General features: G+C 70.6%; 21 protein-coding genes. 15 read left to right on the forward strand and 6 right to left on the reverse strand.

The annotated features are described in order from the left end of the window. Positions 1-240: 240 nt before the first annotated feature. Together AC3ET3_RS19320 and AC3ET3_RS19325 are read left to right on the forward strand one after the other, a co-directional pair. Entirely contained in the window at positions 241-2,583 is a 2,343-nt protein-coding gene (locus tag AC3ET3_RS19320) for an immune inhibitor A domain-containing protein (protein WP_432133269.1), read from the forward strand. A gap of 132 nt (positions 2,584-2,715) precedes the next feature. Continuing rightward, complete coding sequence (locus AC3ET3_RS19325) at positions 2,716-3,051, forward strand: hypothetical protein (protein WP_432133268.1); 336 nt, start codon at positions 2,716-2,718, stop codon at positions 3,049-3,051. 6 nt (positions 3,052-3,057) lie between these two features. Here the strand turns inward: AC3ET3_RS19325 and AC3ET3_RS19330 are convergent, their stop codons facing one another. Further along, the gene (locus AC3ET3_RS19330; protein WP_432133267.1) at positions 3,058-3,645 is read right to left on the reverse strand and encodes a nicotinamidase; all 588 of its coding nucleotides are present in this window, start codon (positions 3,643-3,645) and stop codon (positions 3,058-3,060) included. Between the two features lie 74 nt (positions 3,646-3,719). Further along, a complete protein-coding gene (locus AC3ET3_RS19335) occupies positions 3,720-5,066 on the reverse strand; it encodes a nicotinate phosphoribosyltransferase (RefSeq protein WP_432133266.1) in 1,347 nt (448 codons plus the stop codon). Positions 5,067-5,121: 55 nt separating this feature from the next. On the opposite strand from AC3ET3_RS19335, the gene clpS reads away from it, so the two are divergent. From clpS to AC3ET3_RS19375, 8 genes are all read left to right on the forward strand, one after another. Further along, the gene (gene clpS / locus AC3ET3_RS19340; RefSeq protein ID WP_432133372.1) at positions 5,122-5,439 is read left to right on the forward strand and encodes an ATP-dependent Clp protease adapter ClpS; all 318 of its coding nucleotides are present in this window, start codon (positions 5,122-5,124) and stop codon (positions 5,437-5,439) included. A gap of 11 nt (positions 5,440-5,450) precedes the next feature. After that, positions 5,451-6,056, forward strand: a complete 606-nt coding sequence (locus AC3ET3_RS19345; protein WP_432157315.1) for a DUF2017 domain-containing protein — start codon at positions 5,451-5,453, stop codon at positions 6,054-6,056. A gap of 361 nt (positions 6,057-6,417) precedes the next feature. Next, positions 6,418-7,956, forward strand: coding sequence for an alanine/glycine:cation symporter family protein (locus tag AC3ET3_RS19350; protein WP_432133264.1), 1,539 nt, complete (start codon positions 6,418-6,420; stop codon positions 7,954-7,956). Between the two features lie 74 nt (positions 7,957-8,030). Further along, entirely contained in the window at positions 8,031-8,453 is a 423-nt protein-coding gene (locus AC3ET3_RS19355) for a M67 family metallopeptidase (protein WP_432133263.1), read from the forward strand. Between the two features lie 128 nt (positions 8,454-8,581). Beyond that, positions 8,582-9,601, forward strand: a complete 1,020-nt coding sequence (locus AC3ET3_RS19360) for a LacI family DNA-binding transcriptional regulator (protein WP_432133262.1) — start codon at positions 8,582-8,584, stop codon at positions 9,599-9,601. Between the two features lie 98 nt (positions 9,602-9,699). Beyond that, positions 9,700-9,795, forward strand: a complete 96-nt coding sequence (locus tag AC3ET3_RS19365; RefSeq protein WP_432133261.1) for a putative leader peptide — start codon at positions 9,700-9,702, stop codon at positions 9,793-9,795. A 112-nt stretch (positions 9,796-9,907) separates the two neighbouring features. After that, positions 9,908-10,186, forward strand: a complete 279-nt coding sequence (locus tag AC3ET3_RS19370; RefSeq protein WP_432133260.1) for a MoaD/ThiS family protein — start codon at positions 9,908-9,910, stop codon at positions 10,184-10,186. 6 nt (positions 10,187-10,192) lie between these two features. Continuing rightward, positions 10,193-11,143, forward strand: a complete 951-nt coding sequence (locus tag AC3ET3_RS19375) for a PLP-dependent cysteine synthase family protein (RefSeq protein WP_435612542.1) — start codon at positions 10,193-10,195, stop codon at positions 11,141-11,143. Between the two features lie 34 nt (positions 11,144-11,177). On the opposite strand, the gene AC3ET3_RS19380 is transcribed toward AC3ET3_RS19375, so the two are convergent. Beyond that, the gene (locus AC3ET3_RS19380) at positions 11,178-11,666 is read right to left on the reverse strand and encodes a type II toxin-antitoxin system PemK/MazF family toxin (protein ID WP_432133258.1); all 489 of its coding nucleotides are present in this window, start codon (positions 11,664-11,666) and stop codon (positions 11,178-11,180) included. Positions 11,667-11,879: 213 nt separating this feature from the next. On the opposite strand from AC3ET3_RS19380, the gene AC3ET3_RS19385 reads away from it, so the two are divergent. Then, on the forward strand, positions 11,880-12,632 hold the full coding sequence (locus tag AC3ET3_RS19385; protein WP_432133257.1) for an MBL fold metallo-hydrolase: 753 nt from the start codon (positions 11,880-11,882) through the stop codon (positions 12,630-12,632). 76 nt (positions 12,633-12,708) lie between these two features. Here the strand turns inward: AC3ET3_RS19385 and AC3ET3_RS19390 are convergent, their stop codons facing one another. Next, positions 12,709-13,956, reverse strand: a complete 1,248-nt coding sequence (locus AC3ET3_RS19390; protein ID WP_432133256.1) for a PTS transporter subunit EIIC — start codon at positions 13,954-13,956, stop codon at positions 12,709-12,711. A gap of 200 nt (positions 13,957-14,156) precedes the next feature. After that, on the reverse strand, positions 14,157-15,443 hold the full coding sequence (locus AC3ET3_RS19395; protein ID WP_432157312.1) for a PTS transporter subunit EIIC: 1,287 nt from the start codon (positions 15,441-15,443) through the stop codon (positions 14,157-14,159). Positions 15,444-15,590: 147 nt separating this feature from the next. On the opposite strand from AC3ET3_RS19395, the gene AC3ET3_RS19400 reads away from it, so the two are divergent. The 4 genes from AC3ET3_RS19400 to rdgB all read left to right on the forward strand — a co-directional run bounded on the left by AC3ET3_RS19400 (position 15,591) and on the right by rdgB (position 17,955). Then, positions 15,591-15,824, forward strand: coding sequence for a PTS sugar transporter subunit IIB (locus AC3ET3_RS19400; RefSeq protein ID WP_359068009.1), 234 nt, complete (start codon positions 15,591-15,593; stop codon positions 15,822-15,824). A 122-nt stretch (positions 15,825-15,946) separates the two neighbouring features. Then, positions 15,947-16,684, forward strand: a complete 738-nt coding sequence (rph, locus tag AC3ET3_RS19405) for a ribonuclease PH (protein ID WP_435612543.1) — start codon at positions 15,947-15,949, stop codon at positions 16,682-16,684. A gap of 111 nt (positions 16,685-16,795) precedes the next feature. Then, positions 16,796-17,200, forward strand: a complete 405-nt coding sequence (locus AC3ET3_RS19410; RefSeq protein ID WP_432133253.1) for a hypothetical protein — start codon at positions 16,796-16,798, stop codon at positions 17,198-17,200. 152 nt (positions 17,201-17,352) lie between these two features. After that, positions 17,353-17,955 carry an RdgB/HAM1 family non-canonical purine NTP pyrophosphatase gene (gene rdgB / locus AC3ET3_RS19415; protein WP_432133252.1) on the forward strand — a complete coding sequence of 201 codons (603 nt, stop codon included), beginning with the start codon at positions 17,353-17,355 and terminating at the stop codon, positions 17,953-17,955. 83 nt (positions 17,956-18,038) lie between these two features. On the opposite strand, the gene AC3ET3_RS19420 is transcribed toward rdgB, so the two are convergent. Continuing rightward, positions 18,039-20,240, reverse strand: coding sequence for a trypsin-like serine protease (locus AC3ET3_RS19420; RefSeq protein WP_435612544.1), 2,202 nt, complete (start codon positions 20,238-20,240; stop codon positions 18,039-18,041). Positions 20,241-20,337 lie beyond the last annotated feature (97 nt).

The raw sequence follows: 20,337 nt of genomic DNA on the forward strand, positions 1-20,337 counted from the left end.
CGGTAAGCGTGACCTGACCCACGGTGCCGGTGCACGGGGGGCGCACAGGGTCACACGTCCGCAATGCGAACCGGCGTCTCCCAATAGTGCACTTGACCTGACCAAGTCAAGGTCTGTCTTTTCCAGCAAACCAGTAGTCAAATGGCGTCACTTGACTACACGCGTATAACCGCGCGCGGACTTCCCTTGACAAGAGGACGCCCCTTCCGCGCGTACGGGCGCGTTAGGGGAGGACACCAAGTGACCAGTAGATCCTGGACGTTCAGAACGGCGGCGACCGTCGTCGCCCTCGCGGCGGCCTCGGCCACGTTCTCGACGTTCGCCGTGGCGACCGCCGCCGAGAACAAGCCGTCGGCGGCTCCGGCGGCCGACGGGCACGACCCGCAGCCCGTCGAGACCCGCGAGCACGACTTCGACGGGCCGCTCAGCAAGCGGCAGGAGGCCCAGCGCGAAGAAGCCCTGAAGCAGGTCATATCCGGCGAGGCGGCGGTCAAGGACCGTAACGGTTCCAAGGTCGTCCAGCTCGACAGCTGGGGCCGCGGCTCCAAGTACGTCGAGCTCGGCCGCGAGAAGACCGACAAGATCTTCACGATCCTCGTGGAGTTCGGTGACCAGGTCGACCCCCGCTACGGCGGCACGCCCGGTCCGCTGCACAACCAGATAGCCCAGCCCGACCGGGCGGACGACAACAGCACGGCCTGGCAGGCGGACTACGACCGCGCCCACTACCAGGACATGTACTTCGGCAACGGCACCGCCTCGCTGAAGACCTACTACGAGAAGCAGTCCTCGGGCCGCTACTCCGTCGAGGGCGACGTCGCCGACTGGGTCAAGGTGCCGTACAACGAGGCCCGTTACGGCTCCAACCTGGCCCCGCAGGGCGCCTGGTACGCCGTCCAGGACGGCCTGAAGGCGTTCGTCGCCGGGCAGAAGGCGGCCGGCAAGTCCGACGCCGACATCAAGGCGCAGCTGGCCCAGTACGACCAGTGGGACCGCTACGACTACGACGGCGACGGCAACTTCAACGAGCCCGACGGCTACATCGACCACTTCCAGATCGTGCACGCCGGCGAGGACGAGTCCGCGGGCGGCGGCGCGCAGGGCGAGGACGCCATCTGGGCGCACCGCTGGTACGCCTTCGGCACCGACGCCGGCGCCACCGGCCCCGAGAACAACAAGCTCGGCGGCACGCAGATCGGTGACACCGGCATCTGGGTCGGCGACTACACCATCCAGCCGGAGAACGGCGGACTGGGCGTCTTCGCCCACGAGTACGCCCACGACCTCGGTCTGCCGGACCACTACGACACCCAGGGCGGCGAGAACTCCACCGGCTTCTGGACGCTGATGTCCTCCGGCTCCTGGCTGGGCACCGGCAAGGAGTCCATCGGCGACATGCCGGGCGACATGAACGCCTGGGACAAGCTGCAGCTGGGCTGGCTGAAGTACGACACCGCCAAGGCCGGCAAGCGCTCCCTGCACACGCTGGGCGTCGCCGAGTACAACACCAAGCGGCCGCAGGCCGTCGTCGTCACCCTGCCGCAGAAGACGGTCACCACCGAGGTGGTCCCGCCGGCGCAGGGCGCGACGCAGTGGTGGAGCGGCAGCGGTGACGACCTGCGCAACACCCTGACCCGCTCGGTGGACCTCACCGGCAAGTCCTCCGCGAGCCTCAGCCTCGACGGCTGGTGGGACATCGAGACGGACTACGACTACCTCTACACCGAGGTCTCCACCGACGGCGGCGCGACCTTCACGCCGATCGACGGCACCCTGGCCGACGGCACCGCCATCCCGCGGGACGGCAGCGACAAGCCGGCCCTCACCGGCTCGGTCGACGCCTACCAGAAGCTGACCTTCCCGCTGGACGCCTACGCCGGCAAGAAGATCGACCTGCGCTTCCGCTACGCCACCGACGGCGGCGTGGCCCAGAAGGGCTTCGCGGCGGACGAGATCACCGTCACCGCCGACGGCGCGACCCTCTTCGCCGACGACGCGGAGTCCGCGGACGCCGCCTGGACGGCCAACGGCTTCACCCGCATCGGCGCGGCGATCACGGACGACTACGACCAGTTCTACATCGCCGAGAACCGCCAGTACGTGTCGTACGACAAGACCCTCAAGACGGGTCCGTACAACTTCGGCTGGTCGGACACCCGACCGGGCTGGGTCGAGCACTACCCGTACCAGAACGGTCTGCTGATCTGGAAGTGGGACACCTCCCAGAAGGACAACAACACCAGCCAGCACGAGGGTGAGGGCCTGGTCCTCCCGATCGACTCCCACCCCGCGCCGCTGAAGTTCTCCGACGGCACGCTGATGCGCAACCGCGTCCAGGCGTACGACTCGACCTTCAGCTGGTACCCGACCGACTCGATCACCCTGCACAAGAACGGCGTCGCCACCCGCGTCCCGATGCGCATGGGCGTCCCGGTCTTCGACGACGGCAAGTCGACGTACTACGACCCGTCGAACCCGCGTGCCGGTGTCAAGGTCACTGACACCAACACCTCGATCCGGATCCTCTGGGAGCCGCTGAGCGGCTCGAAGATGACCCTCCTGGTCGGTCCGTCGGCGAAGTAGTCGACGTTCTCGCAGGTCAGAAGCGTATCGGCGGCAACCCCTGGCGGGTTGCCGCCGATCGTGTTTAGGTGCGTGCTGTGGCTCGCTTATTGACACCTTCGCGACGACCGACCAGAACGGGGATGTGACCGCATGGCCGCAGGAGGCTTCTGCAAACTGCCCAACGGCTCGGTGGTGGTGGCACTCAACCTGCCCAGCCCCGCCGGGGACGGCCCGGGCGGCGTCCGGGTGCTCGTCCTCGCCGCCAACCGCGCCCGAGCCCTGACCAGGCTCCGCAACCTGGGGCTGCGCGCCGTCTACCTGCGCGGCAACGCGGCCCCTCCGACCCCGGACGAGATCACCGCGGTGCTCCACCACCCCGACGGCCTGATATGGCGTACCGCCCCTGACAACGGTGTCGCGACCACGGGTCTGGCCGTGGAGCTGTGGCGCCCGATCAGGCACCTCAAGAGGGGGGCGCGGCTGTAGCCGGGGCTACAGCACCACCGGCTTCCCCGACAGCTCCACCCCGGCGTCCCGCATCTCGTCGACCGCCCGCTCGGTGGTCTCCGCGGCCACCCCGGCCGTCAGGTCCAGCAGCACCTGCGTACGGAAACCCTCCCGCACGGCGTCCAGCGCGGTCGCCCGCACGCAGTGGTCGGTGGCGATCCCGACGACGTCCACCTCGTCGATCCCTCTCGCGCGCAGCCAGTCCGCGAGAGGGGTCCCGTTCTCGTCGGCGCCCTGGAACCCGCTGTAGGCGGCCGTGTACGCCCCCTTGTCGAACACCGCGTCGATCGCCCCCGAGGCGACCGCCGGCGCGAAGTTCGGGTGGAACCCGACGCCCTCGGTGCCGGCGACGCAGTGCGCCGGCCAGGAGTGGACGAAGTCGGGGTTGTCGGCGAAGTGGCCGCCGGGCGCGATGTGGTGGTCACGGGTGGCCACCACGTGCCGGTACCCGGCGGGGGCCTGCCCGATCAGCTCGGTGATCGCGGCGGCCACGTCGGCACCCCCGGCCACCGCGAGGCTGCCCCCCTCGCAGAAGTCGTTCTGCACGTCTACGACGATCAAGGCGCGGCGCATGGTGGGTGTCCTTCGACTATGGGTGACGTGACTGAGCCTAGAGACTTCGGCGGCGGTAGGGGAGGGGACAGACGCTAGCTACCCGACCGTTGCACCGCGTACTCCGTCGGAAGGACGGGTTCCCCGCGGGAGAGCTGTGTCGCGGACACCGGCAGACCGGCACGGGCGGCGATGTGCCGGTCCCGTACGGCGTCCAGCGGCTCGCGGGCGACCACCTCGCCGCCCTTGACCAGTTCCACCGGCAGCTGCCGGTCGGCCAGCTCGGCGGGCACCGGCCCGGTGCCGACCACCTCGGCCTCGGCGACGCCGTACGCGTCCTGGCGCCGGGCCGCCCACTTGCGCCCCCCGATGGAGGTCTTGCCGCCGGTGGACCGTTTCGCCACCGGCGTCAGCGGGGCCCGCGGCTCGTCGGACTCGGCGCGGGCGACCAGCTTGTACACCATCGAGCAGGTCGGGTGCCCGGACCCGGTGACCAGCTGGGTGCCCACCCCGTAGGCGTCCACGGGGGCCGCGGCGAGCGAGGCGATGGCGTACTCGTCGAGGTCGGAGGTCACGATGATGCGGGTGTCGCGGGCGCCCAGCTCGTCCAGCTGCCGGCGCACCCGGTGGGCGACCAGCAGCAGGTCGCCGGAGTCGATGCGCACCGCGCCCAGCTCGGGCCCGGCCACCTCCACCGCGGTACGGACCGCCTCGGCGACGTCGTAGGTGTCCACCAGGAGGGTGGTGCCCCGGCCGAGCGAGTCGACCTGGGCGCGGAAGGCGTCGCGCTCGGTGTCGTGCAGCAGGGTGAAGGCGTGGGCGGAGGTGCCGACCGTGGGGATGCCGTAGCGGTAGCCGGCCGCCAGGTCGGAGGTGGAGGCGAAGCCGCCGATGTAGGCGGCGCGCGAGGCGGCGACGGCGGCCAGTTCGTGGGTGCGGCGGGCGCCCATCTCGATCAGCGGGCGGTCCCCGGCGGCGGCGGACATCCGGGAGGCGGCGGCCGCGATGGCGGAGTCGTGGTTGAGGATCGACAGGATCACCGTCTCCAGCAGCACGCACTCGGCGAAGCTGCCCTCCACGCGCATGATCGGCGAGCCCGGGAAGTAGACCTCGCCCTCCGGGTAGCCCCAGATGTCGCCGGAGAAGCGGTATCCGGCGAGCCACTCCAGGGTGCGTTCGTCGACGATGGACCGCTCGCTCAGGAAGCCCAGGACACCCGGGTCGAAGCGGTAGTTCTCCACCGCGTCCAGGACCCGCCCGGTGCCCGCCACGACGCCGTACCGTCGCCCGTCCGGCAGCCGTCGGGTGAAGACCTCGAACACGCTGCGCCGCCCGGCGGTGCCCGCCCGCAGGGCCGCCTGGAGCATCGTCAGTTCGTACTGGTCGGTGAAGAGCGCCGTGGAGGGCACGTCCAACGGCAGGCCAAGGTCCGCTGTGTTCATGCGGTCATCGTACGCCAATCTCGTCAGTGTGACGATATCTGCCCGGCGTGGCAGCATGGTCGGTGTGACGTCACCCGCTCCCCTAGAGATCGAACGCACCGAGTCGGCGGAGGAGGTCTTCGCCGTCCCCGAGCCGGACGTCCCCTGGGTCACGATCGTCCACAACGACCCGGTCAACCTCATGAGCTACGTGACGTACGTCTTCCAGTCGTACTTCGGCTATCCCAAGGACAAGGCCACCAAGCTCATGCTCGATGTCCACCACAAGGGCCGGGCGGTCGTCTCCAGCGGTACCCGCGAGGAGATGGAACGCGACGTGCAGGCGATGCACGGCTACGGTCTGTGGGCCACCCTCCAGCAGGACCGGAAGTAGCCACCACGCCGATGCCAGGACACTTCGAACCGCTTCCCGGCGGCGGCGCGGCCGTCGCGCTCGACGAGGTCGAGATCTCCATCATCCGCTCCCTCGCGGTCCAGCTCCTGGAGCTGATCGGCCCGGGGCCCGCCGAGGACGCCCCCGGCGACCCGCTCGCCGAGCTGTTCGCCGAGGGGCCCAGCGAGCCGCCCTCCGACCCCGTGCTGCGCCGCCTGTTCCCGGACGCCTACACCGATCCGGTCGAGCCGCCCGCGGACCCGCGCCGGGCCGAGGAGAACCAGGCCCACTCCGCCGAGTTCCGCCGCTTCACCGAGAACGACCTGCGGGCCGGCAAGCGGGACAACGCCCTCGCCGTGATCCGCTCCCTGGACGCGCTGGCGCCGGTCGACGAGGCCGGGGCGGTGCTGGAACTGTCCCCCGAGGAGTCCCAGCGGTGGCTGGCCGCGCTCAACGACCTGCGGCTCGCCATCGGCTCCCGGCTGGAGATCGGCGACGAGGACGACACCGACCTGCTCTACCGGCTCCCCGACGAGGATCCGCGCAAGCCGATGGTCATGGCCTACCTCTGGCTCGGGGGGCTCCAGGAGACGCTGGTGTCCACCCTTATGCCGTGACTGTCCGGGTTCCGGTTACCCGCGCGTTCGCTCAGCGGACGCTCAAATCCGGATAACGATCCTGTCACCGCCCCTGGGGTTTTACGCCCCGGGGGCGGTGTCGTGTGAGATGCGTCACCAAAGGCCGCGTAAACGCTGTGGTAAGAATTCGCAACTCCGCTTCGGCACCACCCCTCGCCGGATCGGGGGAGCCGGTCATCGCCGGCTCGCACGACAAGAAGCAGTTTTCACCCCGGGTCCGCGGGGGCAGTGCTTCTCCCGTCGCCGAACGGACAACGGCGTTCGCTCAAAACCCGCAAAGCTGCACGTCGCCGCACTGCTGCGCCACGCCAGCACGTCCCCTGCGCCACTGAGGTAGCTCGTGTCACTCGACTCCATCACCCAGAAGATCGACGACGCCGTCAGCGACGCGGTTCATCCCGTGTCGACCTGGGTCAGTGAAAAGGTCTTCTACTCCGTCACCGTCAACGGCACCGAGCTGCCGCTCATCGTCGCGTGGCTGGTGATCGCCGGCCTGGTGTTCAGCACCTGGTTCGGGTTCATCCAGTTCCGCAAGTTCAAGCTCGCCATCGACACGGTGCGCGGCAAGTACGACGAAGAGGGCTCGGTCGGCGAGGTCAACCACTTCCAGGCGCTGACCGCCGCCGTCTCCGGCACCGTCGGCCTGGGCAACATCGCCGGTGTGGCCGTCGCCGTCTCCATCGGCGGCCCCGGCGCCACCTTCTGGATGATCCTCTGCGGTCTGCTCGGCATGGCGAGCAAGTTCGTCGAGGTCACCCTCGGCGTGAAGTACCGCGAGAAGCACGCGGACGGCACCGTCTCCGGCGGCCCGATGCACTACCTGCCCAAGGGCCTCGCCGAGCGCTTCGGCGCCCGCGGCGCCAAGGCCGGCAAGGTGCTCGCCGTCCTCGCCTCGATCATGGTCCTGTTCTTCGGCCTGTTCGGCGGCAACCTGTTCCAGACCAACCAGAGCTACGCGCAGATCTCCTCGACCTTCGGCGGCGAGGACGGCTTCCTGGCCTCCTCCGCCGGTGCCGTGCTCTTCGGCCTGGTCGTCGCCGCGCTGGTCGGCCTGGTGCTGCTCGGCGGCATCCGCTCCATCGCCTCCGTCACCAGCAAGCTGGTCCCGGCGATGGCCGGCATGTACATCGTGGCCTGCCTGATCGTCATCCTGGTCAACGTCACCGCGGTGCCCGACGCCTTCCAGACCATCGTCAAGGGCGCCTTCGAGGCCGACGGCGTCGCCGGCGGTGTGATCGGCGCACTGATCGTCGGCTTCAAGCGCGCCGCCTTCTCCAACGAGGCCGGCCTGGGCTCCGCTCCGATCGCCCACTCCGCGGTCAAGACCAACCACCCCGCCTCCGAGGGTCTGGTCGCCCTGCTGGAGCCGTTCATCGACACGGTCGTCATCTGCACCATGACCGCGCTGACCATCGTCATCGCCAACCCCGCGAGCTGGGAGCAGGCCCGCGCCGGCGCCGACGTCGGCGGTGTCACCATCACCTCGGACGCGTTCGCCACCGTGCTGCCCTGGTTCCCGAAGCTGCTGACCGTCGCGGTGCTGCTGTTCGCCTTCTCCACGATCCTCACCTGGGGCTACTACGGCCTGAAGGCCTGGACGTACCTCTTCGGCCGCTCCAAGGCCAGCGAGACCGTCTTCAAGGCCGTGTGGAGCGCGTTCGTCCTGCTGGGCTCGCTGATGTCCCTCAGCGCGCTGATCGACCTGGCCGACTCGGCGCTGTTCCTGCTGTCGGTGTTCAACATCATCGGCCTCTACCTGCTGGCCCCGATCGTCAAGCGCGAACTGAACCACTTCCTGGACTACGTCCGGGAGCGCAAGGCGCGCGAGGCCCTCGGTTCCGTGGAGCCCGAGGACGTGGAGACCGCCAAGACGGTCTGACCGCACGTCCCAGCATGTGGGCCGCCCCGTACCACCCACCGGTACGGGGCGGCCCTCTGCTTATCCTGGCGGGCATGCTGACCATCACCCAGGCCCTCCACGACCAGATCGTCGCCCACGCGCGCAAGGACCACCCCGACGAGGCGTGCGGCGTGATCGCCGGTCCGGCGGGCTCGGACCGCCCCGAGCGCTTCGTCCCCATGCTGAACGCGGCCATGTCGCCCACCTTCTACGAGTTCGACTCGGGCGACCTGCTGGGGCTCTACCGGGACATGGACGACCGCGACGAGGAACCCGTGGTCATCTACCACTCGCACACCGCCACCGAGGCCTACCCGTCCCGCACCGACATCTCCTACGCCAACGAGCCCGGCGCCCACTACGTCCTGGTCTCCACGGCGGACACCGACGGCCTCGGCGAGTTCCAGTTCCGCTCGTTCCGCATCGTGGACGGCGTGGTCACCGAGGAGGAGGTCCGGGTCGTCGAGGCGTACTGAACGCGTCGGCGCGGCCCGCGACCTTGACCGGAAACCCCGGGGCGCCGGTCAGGATCGACGGTTACGGTGTGCGCAGCGCGGCCGACAGACCTTCGCCGCATCTCCAACTCGCCACCGTGGAGCTGCTGTTGACACACCCAACGACCGTGCGGCGCCCCACCCTGGTGGACGTCGCGCGCCGCTGCGGGGTCTCCAAGTCCACCGTCTCCCGCGTGATCAACGGGGAGCCCAAGGTGCGCGCCGAGGTCGCCGCGCAGATCCGCGCGGTGATCGCCGAGCTCGGCTACGTGCCCAACCACGCCGCCCGCCGGCTCGTCACCCGCCGCAACGACGCCGTGGCCGTGGTGGCCACCCAGCCCCGCGACCGGCTCTTCCTCGACCCGTTCTTCGACTGCCTGCTGCGCGGCATCCGCCGCGAGCTGGCCCGGCACGGCGCCCAGCCGGTGCTGCTGTTCGTCGACGACCCGGACGACTACCCGCGCGTCGGCGGATTCCTCGGCGCCGGCCACGTCGACGGCGCCCTGCTGTTCAACCTGCGCCCCGACGACCGGCTGGACGAGATGGTCGACCGGATCGGGCTGCCGGTCGTCTTCGGGGGCCGGCCCCGGCTGCGCGCCGGCGACACCGTGCGCGACCGGGTCTACGTCGACGGCGACAACCGCGGCGGCGCCCGCCAGGCCGTGGAGCACCTGGTCTCTCTCGGCCGCGCGCACATCGCCACCATCACCGGTCCCTGTGCGCAGGAGCAGTCCGCCGAGGACCGGCTGGCCGGCTACCGGGACGTCCTGCTGGACGCCTCCCCGGACCTGGTCGAGCACGGCGACTACACCTGGCGGGGCGGCGCCGAGGCCATGGCCGCGCTGCTGGACCGCCGCCCCGACCTGGACGCCGTCTTCGCCGCGTCCGACCTGACCGCCGCCGGCGCCCTGCACACCCTGCGCCGCCGTGGCCGACGGGTCCCGGACGACGTCGCCGTCGTCGGCTTCGACGACCTGCCCGCCGTCGCGGAGACCACGGACCCCCCGCTGACCACCGTCCACCAGGACGTGACCGGTATGGGCCGGCTCATGGCCCGCCTGCTGTGCGAGGACACCGCTCTCACCTCGGTCGTCACCCCGACCCGCCTGGTGCGGCGGGCGTCCGCGTAGCGGTCCCGGCCGGCACCGGTCTCACCCACCGGCTCGATTCCGTCCGCCATGTGGGATCACATTCCAGGAGCCGGACCGGGAATCGATACGATGAACCCATGGTTGAGAAGGACGTGAGCGACAAGACGCCGGGCACACTGCTCGTGGCGCGGCTGCACGTCGACCTGTGCAGGCTCGCCAGCGCCATCTGTTGACGCCGCCCTGCCGCCGTACGGCCGTGAGCCGCGGCGCCCGAAACCGCAACACCCTGCCTCCTTGCGCTGCCGCGCGCCCCGACTGACTACTCCCGACAGGAGCCCTGAAGCCATGGCCATCGAGGTCCGCATCCCGACCATCCTCCGCCAGTACACCGACGGCCAGAAGGCGGTGGAGGGGACCGGTGACACCCTCGCCGAGCTGTTCGCCGACCTTGAGACCCGGCACGCGGGCATCCAGGCCCGCATCGTGGACGAGGGGCAGCTGCGCCGCTTCGTCAACGTCTACCTGAACGACGAGGACGTCCGCTTCGTCGACGGCATCGACAGCAAGCTGTCCGACGGCGACACGGTCACGATCCTGCCGGCCGTGGCCGGCGGCATGGTCTGACCGGCGATGCGCTACGACTCCCCGCTGGCCGCGGTGGGCAACACCCCTCTGGTGTGCCTGCCGCGGCTGTCGCCGTCCGCCGACGTCCGGATCTGGGCGAAGCTGGAGGACCGCAACCCCACCGGCTCGGTCAAGGACCGCCCCGCCCTGCACATGATCGAGCAGGCGGAGAAGGACGGCCGGCTCACCCCCGGCTGCACCATCCTTGAGCCCACCAGCGGCAACACCGGCATCTCCCTGGCCATGGCGGCCAGGCTCAAGGGCTACCGCATCGTGTGCGTGATGCCCGAGAACACCTCCCAGGAGCGCCGGGAACTGCTCGCCATGTGGGGCGCGGAGATCATCTCCTCGCCGGCCGCTGGAGGCTCCAACACCGCCGTACGGGTCGCCAAGGAACTGTCCGCCGAGCACCCCGACTGGGTGATGCTCTACCAGTACGGCAACCCGGACAACGCCGGGGCCCACTACGCCACGACGGGCCCGGAGATCCTTGCGGACCTCCCCTCGATCACCCACTTCGTCGCGGGCCTCGGCACCACCGGCACCCTGATGGGCGTCGGCCGCTACCTGCGCGAGCACAAGCCCGACGTGAAGGTCGTCGCCGCCGAGCCGCGCTACGACGACCTGGTGTACGGCCTGCGCAACCTCGACGAGGGCTTCGTGCCCGAGCTGTACGACGCCTCCGTGCTCACCACCCGCTTCTCGGTCGGCTCGGCGGACGCGGTCACCCGCACCCGTGAGCTGCTCCAGCAGGAGGGCATCTTCGCGGGCGTCTCCACCGGCGCGGCGCTGCACGCGGCGATCGGCGTCGGCCGCAAGGCTCTCAAGGCCGGCGAGAGCGCCGACATCGTGTTCGTCGTCGCCGACGGCGGCTGGAAGTACCTGTCGACGGGCGTGTACACGGCGGCCACCACCGAGGAAGCGATCGAGACCCTCCAGGGGCAGCTCTGGGCGTAGGGCCGTGTTCCCCGGGCGCTACGTCTCCCGGGCGTTATGTCGCGAGGTGGCGGACCTGGTCCCACAGGACCGGGTCCACCACGCCGACCCGGCGGCGGAAGTGACCGACGGGGACCTCGCGCAGTTCGTCCGTCTCCAGGAAGCTGGGGCGCCCGCGGGCGTCGCCGACCGCGCCGGGCGGCAGCGGGATCACCCCGGTCCGCTCGTCGCGGTACCGGCTGGTGATCTTCGCGACGGTGGCGTGCCGCCCCCGTACCCCGAGCACCAGGCAGGGCCGGTCCTTCACCCCCTCGGGTGAGGCCGGCCCCTCCTCGTGGGGCACCCGGGCCCACCAGATCTCCGCGGGCCGCGGCCGGGCGTCGCCGTCCGCCGCCCGGTCGCGGCCCGTGCGCTCGCCCGTTCCCGTTCCCGCGCGCCGACCGCGCCGCGGCGGCCGGGCGCCGCGCCCCCAGCCGTCGACGAGCGTGGCGACCAGCGCGAGCAGTACCACCGCCGCGAGCGCCAGCCACCAGGACGTGTCCATGAGCATGACGGTACCGGCGTGCGCCCGTCTCCGCGCGCCCCGTGCGCACTCCACCCGCACCGCTTCCAGCCGAACCGGTGACAGTGCAGGTGAGTTCCCCCACAACGGCCCCTGGTGGAGGAGCGACCTGAGGTTTCGCGCCTTACGCTCGACGGACCGCACGACCCCCGTGACCCTCTCATCGACGTTCCCGCCAGCGGAGGTTTCTGTTTCATGAAGCTCACCGTCGTCGGCTGCTCGGGGTCGTTCCCGTCCGCGGAATCGGCCTGCTCGAGCTACCTCGTCGAGGCCGACGGCTTCCGGCTGCTTCTCGACATGGGCAACGGCGCCCTGGGCGAGCTGCAGCGCCACTGCGGTCTCTACGACCTCGACGCGATCTTTCTGAGCCATCTGCACGCCGACCACTGCATCGACATGTGCGCGTACTTCGTGGCGCGCTACTACCGCCACGACGGCGGCCGATGCGCCCCCCTCCCGGTCTACGGCCCCGAGGGCACCGAGCACCGCCTGACCACGGCCTACGCCGACACCCCCTCGGCCTCCTCCATGAGCGAGGTGTTCGACTTCCACACCGTCAAGCCGTCGACCTTCGACCTCGGCCCGTTCACGGTGCACACGGAACGCGTGGCCCACCCGGTGGAGGCGTACGGCATCCGCATCGAGCACGGCGGCAGGTCGCTGACGTACTCCGGTGACACGGGCGTGACGCCGGTCCTGGAGGAACTGGCCCGCGACACCGACCTGTTCCTGTGCGAGGCGGCGTTCACGCACGGCAAGGAGAACATCCCCGACCTGCACCTCAACGGCCGCGAGGCGGGCGAGACGGCGGCCCGCGCCGGCGCCCGGCGCCTGGTCCTCACCCACATCCCGCCGTGGACCGACCCGCAGGTCAACCTGGCGGACGCGCGTGCGGTCTACGACGGTCCGGTGGAGCTGGCGGTGCCGCGGGCGACGTACGAGGTCTGACACCCGGGCCGCCGCCCACGAACGAAACGCCCGGCCGGGGGTCCCGGCCGGGCGTCACGCGTTTCTCGGAGAGCCGTCACGCCTTGGTGAGGTCCTCGACCTCCTCCTCGGGCTCACGGCCCGGGGTGGGGAGGTTGAACTTGGTGATGGCGAAGCGGAAGACGACGTAGTAGATCGCGCCGAAGACCAGGCCGATCGGGATGATCATCCAGGGCTTGGTGGCGAGGTTCCAGTTCAGGCCGTAGTCGATGGCACCGGCGGAGAAGGTGAAGCCCGCGTGGACGCCGAGCGCCCAGGTGACGGCCATCGACAGCGCGGTCAGCAGCGCGTGGATCGCGTACAGCAGCGGCGCGATGAACATGAACGAGAACTCGATCGGCTCGGTCACACCCGTCACGAACGAGGTCAGGGCGAGTGAGACCATCATGCCCATCACGACCTTGCGGCGCTCGGGCCGGGCGGAGTGCGCGATGGCGAGCGCGGCGGCCGGGAGGCCGAACATCATGATCGGGAAGAAGCCGGACATGAACTGACCGGCGTCCGGGTCGCCCGCGAAGAAGCGGTTGAGGTCACCGTGGACCAGTTCGCCGGCCGCGTTGGTGAAGTCGCCGAGCTGGAACCAGGAGACGGTGTTGACGAACTGGTGCATGCCGACGGGGATCAGCGCACGGTTGATCAGGCCGAACAGGGCGGCACCGAAGGCGCCGAGACCCGTCATCCACTCGCCGAAGTCGGAGATGACCTCACCGACGGGCTCCCAGACCAGACCGAAGAAGACACCCATGAGCGTGCCGACGAACGCCATGATGATCGGCACCAGGCGGCGGCCGTTGAAGAAGCCGAGCCAGTCGACGAGCTTGGTGCGGTGGTAGCGCTGCCACAGCACGGCGGCCAGCAGGCCCATGACGATGCCGCCCAGGACGCCGGGGTTGTTGTACGTCGCGGCTATGTCCTCGCCGGCCTGCACCTTGGCCTCGGTGACCGGGAACGCCTTCAGGACGTTGCTGTAGACCAAAAAGCCGACCAGGGCGGCCAGGGCGGTGGAGCCGTCGGCCTTCTTGGCGAAGCCGATCGCGACACCGATGCAGAACAGCATCGGGAGGTTGTCGAAGATCGCGCCACCGGCAGTGGCGAACACCGCCGAGACCTTGTCGGGCAGGTTCAGCTTGTCGTGAATGTCCTGCTGCCCGAACCGGAGCAGGATGCCCGCCGCCGGAAGCACGGCGATGGGCAGCTGCAGGCTGCGGCCGACCTTCTGCAGGCCCTGGAACAGGCCGGATCCCCACTTCTTCGTGGGGGGCGCCGAGGCGGTGGCGGTGCTCATGGATGTCCTCCATCGGGTGGTGGTCTACACCACTCAGTGGTGTAGACCTGTTGTAGCACGATGGGGGCGATATAAGGAACCCGTCAAACCTGCAACCGGAGGGCTACGCCGAGTACCCGGCGAACGGCCCGGCGCGGGCATGCCGAAGGGCCCCCGGACACATGGTCCGAGGGCCCCTGCCCCTTGGGGCGTACGGCCTCTCAGGCCTTGGTGACGTCCTCGTGCTCCTCCTCCGGCTCCCGCCCCGGAGTCTTGAGGTCGAACTTCGTGATGGCGAACCGGAACACCGCGTAGTAGACGACGGCGAAGCCCAGCCCGATCGGGATGATCAACCATGGCCGTGTCGCCAGGCTCCAGTTGATGACGTAGTCGATGAGCCCCGCCGAGAAGCTGAACCCGTCGTGCACCCCCAGCGCCCAGGTCACCGCCATCGACACCCCCGTCAGCACCGCGTGCACCGCGTAGAGCGCCGGCGCGATGAAGAGGAACGAGTACTCGATCGGCTCGGTGATGCCCGTGACGAACGACGTCAGCGCCACCGACAGCATCAGGCCGCCGACCTCCTTGCGCCGCTCCGGCCGCGCGCAGTGCGTCATCGCCAGGGCCGCCGCGGGCAGCGCGAACATCATGATCGGGAAGAATCCGCTCAGGAACTGCCCCGCGTCCGGGTCGCCGGCGAGGAACATGTTGATGTCGCCGTGCACCTCGGTGCCGTCGGGCTTGGTGTAGGTCCCGAACTGGAACCACATCGGCACGTTCAGGAACTGGTGCAGGCCCACCACCAGCAACGCCCGGTTGGCGATGCCGAAGATGCCCGCGCCCCAGGAACCGGCGTCACTGAGCCAGTCGCTGAAGTTCTCCAGGGCGTCACCGATCGGTGGCCAGATCCACAGGGACACCACCGCGACGGCGATGGCCACGAACGCCATGATGATCGGCACCAGGCGGCGGCCGTTGAAGAAGCCCAGCCAGTCGACCAGCTTGGTGCGGTGGTAGCGGGCCCAGAAGAAGGCCGCCAGCAGGCCCATGACGATGCCGCCGAACACCCCCGGGTTCTGGTAGGTGAACGGGTCCACCGCCCCGTCGCTCACCTGGCACCCGGTGCTGACGGCCGTCGAGCCCTCCGGGCAGTCCTCCGGGAACTGGCGCAGCACGTTGTAGTAGACGAGGAAGCCGGCCACCGCCGCGAGCGCCGTGGAGCCGTCCGCCTTGCGGGCCATCCCGATCGCCACGCCGACGCAGAACAGCAGCGGCAGCCCCAGGGTGCCGTCCAGCAGGGCGCCGCCCGCGCCCGCCATCACCTTGGAGACGTCCGTCCAGCCGAGACCGTCGTCGCCGAACACGTCGGGCTGGCCGAGCCGGTTGAGGATGCCAGCGGCGGGCAGGACCGCGATGGGCAGCTGCAGGCTGCGGCCCATCTTCTGCAGGCCCTGGAACAGCTTGTGCCACCTCGCCCGCGCAGGGCTGACGTCGCTCTCGCTACTCATGGCATCCTCTGGTGTAGACCAGTTGCGGGCGGTGTCGTGGTCGTGCCGTCATCATTCGGTACCGGCCGCGGTATCGCTCGCGAAGATGGGCCAACTGTGGATTACTGCGACAAAGTGATCCGCACCAGGGAACACAGGGAGACGGACATGGCCAGCAAGGCTGAGAAGATCGTCGCCGGGCTCGGCGGCATCGACAACATCGAGGAGATCGAGGGCTGCATCACCCGCCTGCGGACCGAGGTCTCCGACCCCGCGCTGGTCGACGAAGCCGCCCTGAAGGCCGCCGGCGCCCACGGTGTGGTGAAGATGGGCAGCGCCATCCAGGTCGTCATCGGCACCGACGCCGACCCGATCGCCGCGGAGATCGAGGACATGATGTGAGCCCCACCGGCTCGCCCCGGTGAATCCCACCGGCTTGCCCCGGTGAACCCACCGGCTTGCCCCGAGGGCCCCTTCCCACCGCGGGAGGGGCCCTCGGTCCTGCTGCGGCTAGGCTGCGGCCCATGTCTCGAATCGACGGCCGCACCCCCGAACAACTCCGCCCGGTCACCATCGAGCGCGGCTGGAGCAAGCACGCCGAGGGCTCCGTCCTCGTCTCCTTCGGTGATACGAAGGTCCTCTGCACCGCCTCCTTCACCGAGGGCGTCCCGCGCTGGCGCAAGGGCAGCGGCGAGGGCTGGGTCACCGCCGAGTACTCCATGCTGCCCCGCGCCACCAACACCCGCGGCGACCGCGAGTCCGTCCGCGGCCGTATCGGCGGCCGCACGCACGAGATCTCCCGCCTGATCGGCCGATCCCTGCGCGCCGTCATCGACTACAAGGCGCTCGGCGAGAACACGGTCGTCCTCGACTGCGACGTCCTCCAGGCCGACGGCGGCACCCGCACCGCCGCCATCACCGGCGCGTACGTCGCCCTCGCCGACGCGGTCGCCTGGGCGCAGGGCAGGAAGCTGGTCAAGTCCGGCCGCAAACCGCTCACCGGCACGGTCTCGGCGGTCTCGGTCGGCATCGTCGGCCAGGTCCCGCTCCTCGACCTCTGCTACGAGGAGGACGTGCGCGCCGAGACCGACATGAACGTCGTCTGCACCGGCGACGGCCGCTTCGTGGAGGTCCAGGGCACCGCCGAGGCCGAGCCGTTCGCCCGGGAGGAGCTCAACTCCCTCCTGGACCTCGCGGTTTCCGGCTGCACCGAACTGGCTTCGGCGCAACGGGCCGCCCTTGGTACCGTCCTGGAAAAGTAAAAGGCACGCCAAGAAAGGCGGCGGGCGCGGGCAACCCCGCGGCCCGCCGCCGCGTCTTGCGCAGTACACGACAGGGCCCGAGCGGGCCGTCACAGGGGAGGACACAGCACCATGGCCGCGAGCCGACGACGCCGAGGTCGCCGTACCGCCATCGCCGCCGCCGTGGCGGCCGTCACGCTGACCGCCGGGTTCGCCACCGGCTGCGACGCCGTCGGCAAGGCGCTGGACTGCGTACAGACCGCCGACGCCATCGCCGACAGCGTCACCGATCTCCAGCAGGCCGTGGAGAACGCCTCCGACGACCCCACGCAGTTGAAGGAGTCCCTGGACTCCATAGACCGCGACCTGGACCAGATCAGCGACAAGACCGACAACGCGGACGTCGGCAAGGCCGTCGACAGCCTCACCAAGGCCGTCGACAACGTGCGCACGGCGGTCAACGGGGGTGACACCACGCCGGACCTCGGGCCGGTGGTGGACGCCGCGGGCGAACTGACCAAGGTCTGCACGCCGTAGGGCCCTCCTGGCGGATCTCCGCGGCGTCGCGACGCCCTGACACGCACTCTCACCGCACCGCGCGGCACGGCCGGGAGCGCGCAGCGAACGCCGCCCTCTTCCCCCACGGAGATCCGCCGGAAGGGCCCCGGCCCTCCCGTTAGGGTGCGGGCATGACGCGTTTGATTCTCGCCACCCGCAACACCGGGAAGATCGCCGAGCTTCGGTCCATCCTCGCCGACGCCGGACTGCCGCACGAGCTGGTGGGGGCGGACGCCTTTCCGGACGTGCCCGACGTCAAGGAGACCGGGGTCACCTTCGCCGAGAACGCGCTGCTCAAGGCGCACGCGCTGGCTCGGGCGACCGGCCTGCCGGCGGTCGCCGACGACTCCGGGCTCTGTGTCGACGTACTGGGCGGCGCCCCCGGCATCTTCTCCGCGCGCTGGGCGGGCCGGCACGGCGACGACCGGGCCAACCTGGAGCTGCTGCTCGCCCAGCTCGGCGACATCGACGACGCCCACCGCGGTGCCCACTTCGCCTGTGCGGCGGCCCTCGCCCTGCCCGACGGGCGCGAGCGGGTCGTCGAGGGCCGGCTGCGCGGCGTCCTGCGCCACACGCCCGCGGGCACCGGCGGCTTCGGCTACGACCCGATCCTCCAGCCCGACGGCGAGACGCGCACCTGCGCCGAGCTGAGCGCCGAGGAGAAGAACGCCATCAGCCACCGCGGCCAGGCGTTCCGGGCACTCGTCCCGGTCGTCCGGGAACTGCTGGGCTGACCGGCGGCGGACCACGAAAAGCCCTCGGCGGACCGGGCGGTCCCCCGAGGGCTTTCGTGCAACCGTCGTTCTCCTACGGTGACTTACCGCGCCGCGTAACCGAAGCGCGCGCCCGCGGCGGGCAGTCCGCCGGTGCCGGGCTGGTAGGTCGTGACCGGGGCCACCGTGCCGCCGGCCGTCACGTTGGACAGCGGCAGGGCGTACAGGGCGCCGTACGAGGACGGGCCGTACGGCATGCCGACGTACAGGTGGGTGCCGGTGAAGTGGATGCTGCGGCCCAGGTACTGGTTGGCGCCCGGCGTGCCGGGGATGCCGTCGCCGTCACCGACCTCCAGCCAGCGGTCGTTGTCGCCCCGCGCGCCGAGCAGCGAGAAGGTGAGCACGGCGCCCGCGTTGTCCGTGGAACCGAGGGCCTCGTTCGGGATGCCCACGGCCATCTTCAGCGTCGACGTGGTGCTCACCGAGCGCGGCTTGGTGTTGATGGCGGTGAGCGTCGAACCGAAGCGGTCGCCCGACTCGGCGGTGCCGGCCACGTCGTCCGTGCTGGTGCCCGAGTGGTAGGTGCTGGTCTGGCTGACGGCGCCCGCCGCGGTGATGTGGAAGGCGTGGACCATGCCCGCGTCGGTCTTGTCGGCGTTGTCGATCGTCAGGTCCTCACCCGGCGAACCCACCATGAGGATCGAGTCCGAGGCGGTCGCGGAGCCCGACGGGCGGTACGCCACCAGGGCCAGCGAGGAGCCGAACACGTCACCGGCCTCCGCGCCGCCGGAGACGGTTTCGACGTCCTGGTCCAGGCCGAACACCGGCGTCGGACGGCCCTCGGAGTTCAGGGTGTGCCGGAAGACCGCCACGTTGCCCGCGTCGGCGTCGCCGCCGATGCCGTCGTGCGGGGCGGAGACGGCGATGTAGTTGCCGTCGGCGGCGACGGCGCTGCCGAACCGGTCACCGGCCTCCACGCCGCCCGGCACACCGGTGCTGTCCTGGTGGACGACCGTGTTGGTGGTGCCGTGCACGTAGACGGCCATGCCGGCCCTGGCGTTGCCGCTCAGCGACTCGCCGGGCACACCGATCACGATGTACGGCTCACCCGCGGCGGTGGTGCCGGCCGCGACGGCCTCGCCCGTGCGGTCGCCGGACTCGGGAGTCGACGCGGCGAGCGAGCCGTTGCCCGCGCCCTGCTCGTAGACGGTCGCCTTGACCGAGCCGGTGCCCAGGCCGCCGGGCGCGCCGAACAGCAGCTGGACCGAACCGGCGTCCGCGACGGAGCCGAGGTCCTCGGAGGGGATGCCGACGACCAGGTCGGTGCAGCCGTCCTCGTTGTAGTCGACGGTGTCGAGGGCCTGGCCGAACCCGTCGCCGGCCTCGGACCCGCCCGGGACCCAGTCGAGGTCCTGGTCGATCTGGGCGGTGCCCTTGCCGCCGCCGTAGACCACGCGGACCAGACCGGCGCCGCTGTCGCCGCCCACCGTGGCGCCCGGGTCGGCGACGGCGACGTCCTCGACGCCGTCGCAGTTGAAGTCGGTCTGCCGGACCGCGTCGACCTTGGAGGCGATCCAGGACGCCAGGTCGTCGACGCGCGCGGCGACCCCGCCTGTGCGGGTCTCGGTGGCGTCGATGCCGAAGCAACCACCCTGGAAGGAACGGCTGTTGAGGGCCACCAGCTGCTTGCTCGTGTTCAGCACCGGGCCGCCGGCGTCGCCCATGCAGACGGCCGCGCCGTTCGTGCCGGTGAAGGTGGCCGTCGTGGCGTCGGTGGAGTCCACGGTGAGGGAACCGCTGTTCAGCTTCAGCGGCGCCCACTCGGTCTTGGTGCGGCCGTACCCGGCGAAGCTCAGCTGCTGCGCGGCGGCGGGCGCCGCGGTGGCCAGGGCGACCGGGGTGACGTTGGTGACGGGCCGGTTCAGCCGCGCCAGCACCACGTCGCGGTCGGTGCGCGGGGCCAGCTCGACGATCTGGCGCACCGCGCCGCCGGTGCCGGTCAGGTCGGAACGGCCGATGGTGGCCGTCGTCCTGAGCGCCGGCTTGCCGGCGGGCACCGCGAGCGAGGTCGCCGGGTCGTCGGCGAAGCAACTGGCGCTGGTGAGCAGCCACTCGGTGTCCACGAGGACGCCGGAGCAGCCGTGCTGGTAGTCGTCGCCGACGATGATCTGCGCGGTGGCGGCGAACGTGCCGTCGGTCACCGGGGCGCCGGTGACGGCGGAAGCGGGCGCGGCGCACAGCGCGACCGGCCCCGCGATCAGGGCGGTGGCGACCGCGGCGAGGCGTGCCTGTCTGGTGTGTCGCATGACGTGTTTCCTAGGGCTCAAGGTCTGCCGGGCCGAGGGGCCTCGGGCGGAACAGTGGGACGGTGGGGCCGGAGCCGGCCGGCCCTACGCGTTGGTG

The organism is Streptomyces sp. bgisy159 (assembly GCF_057707805.1).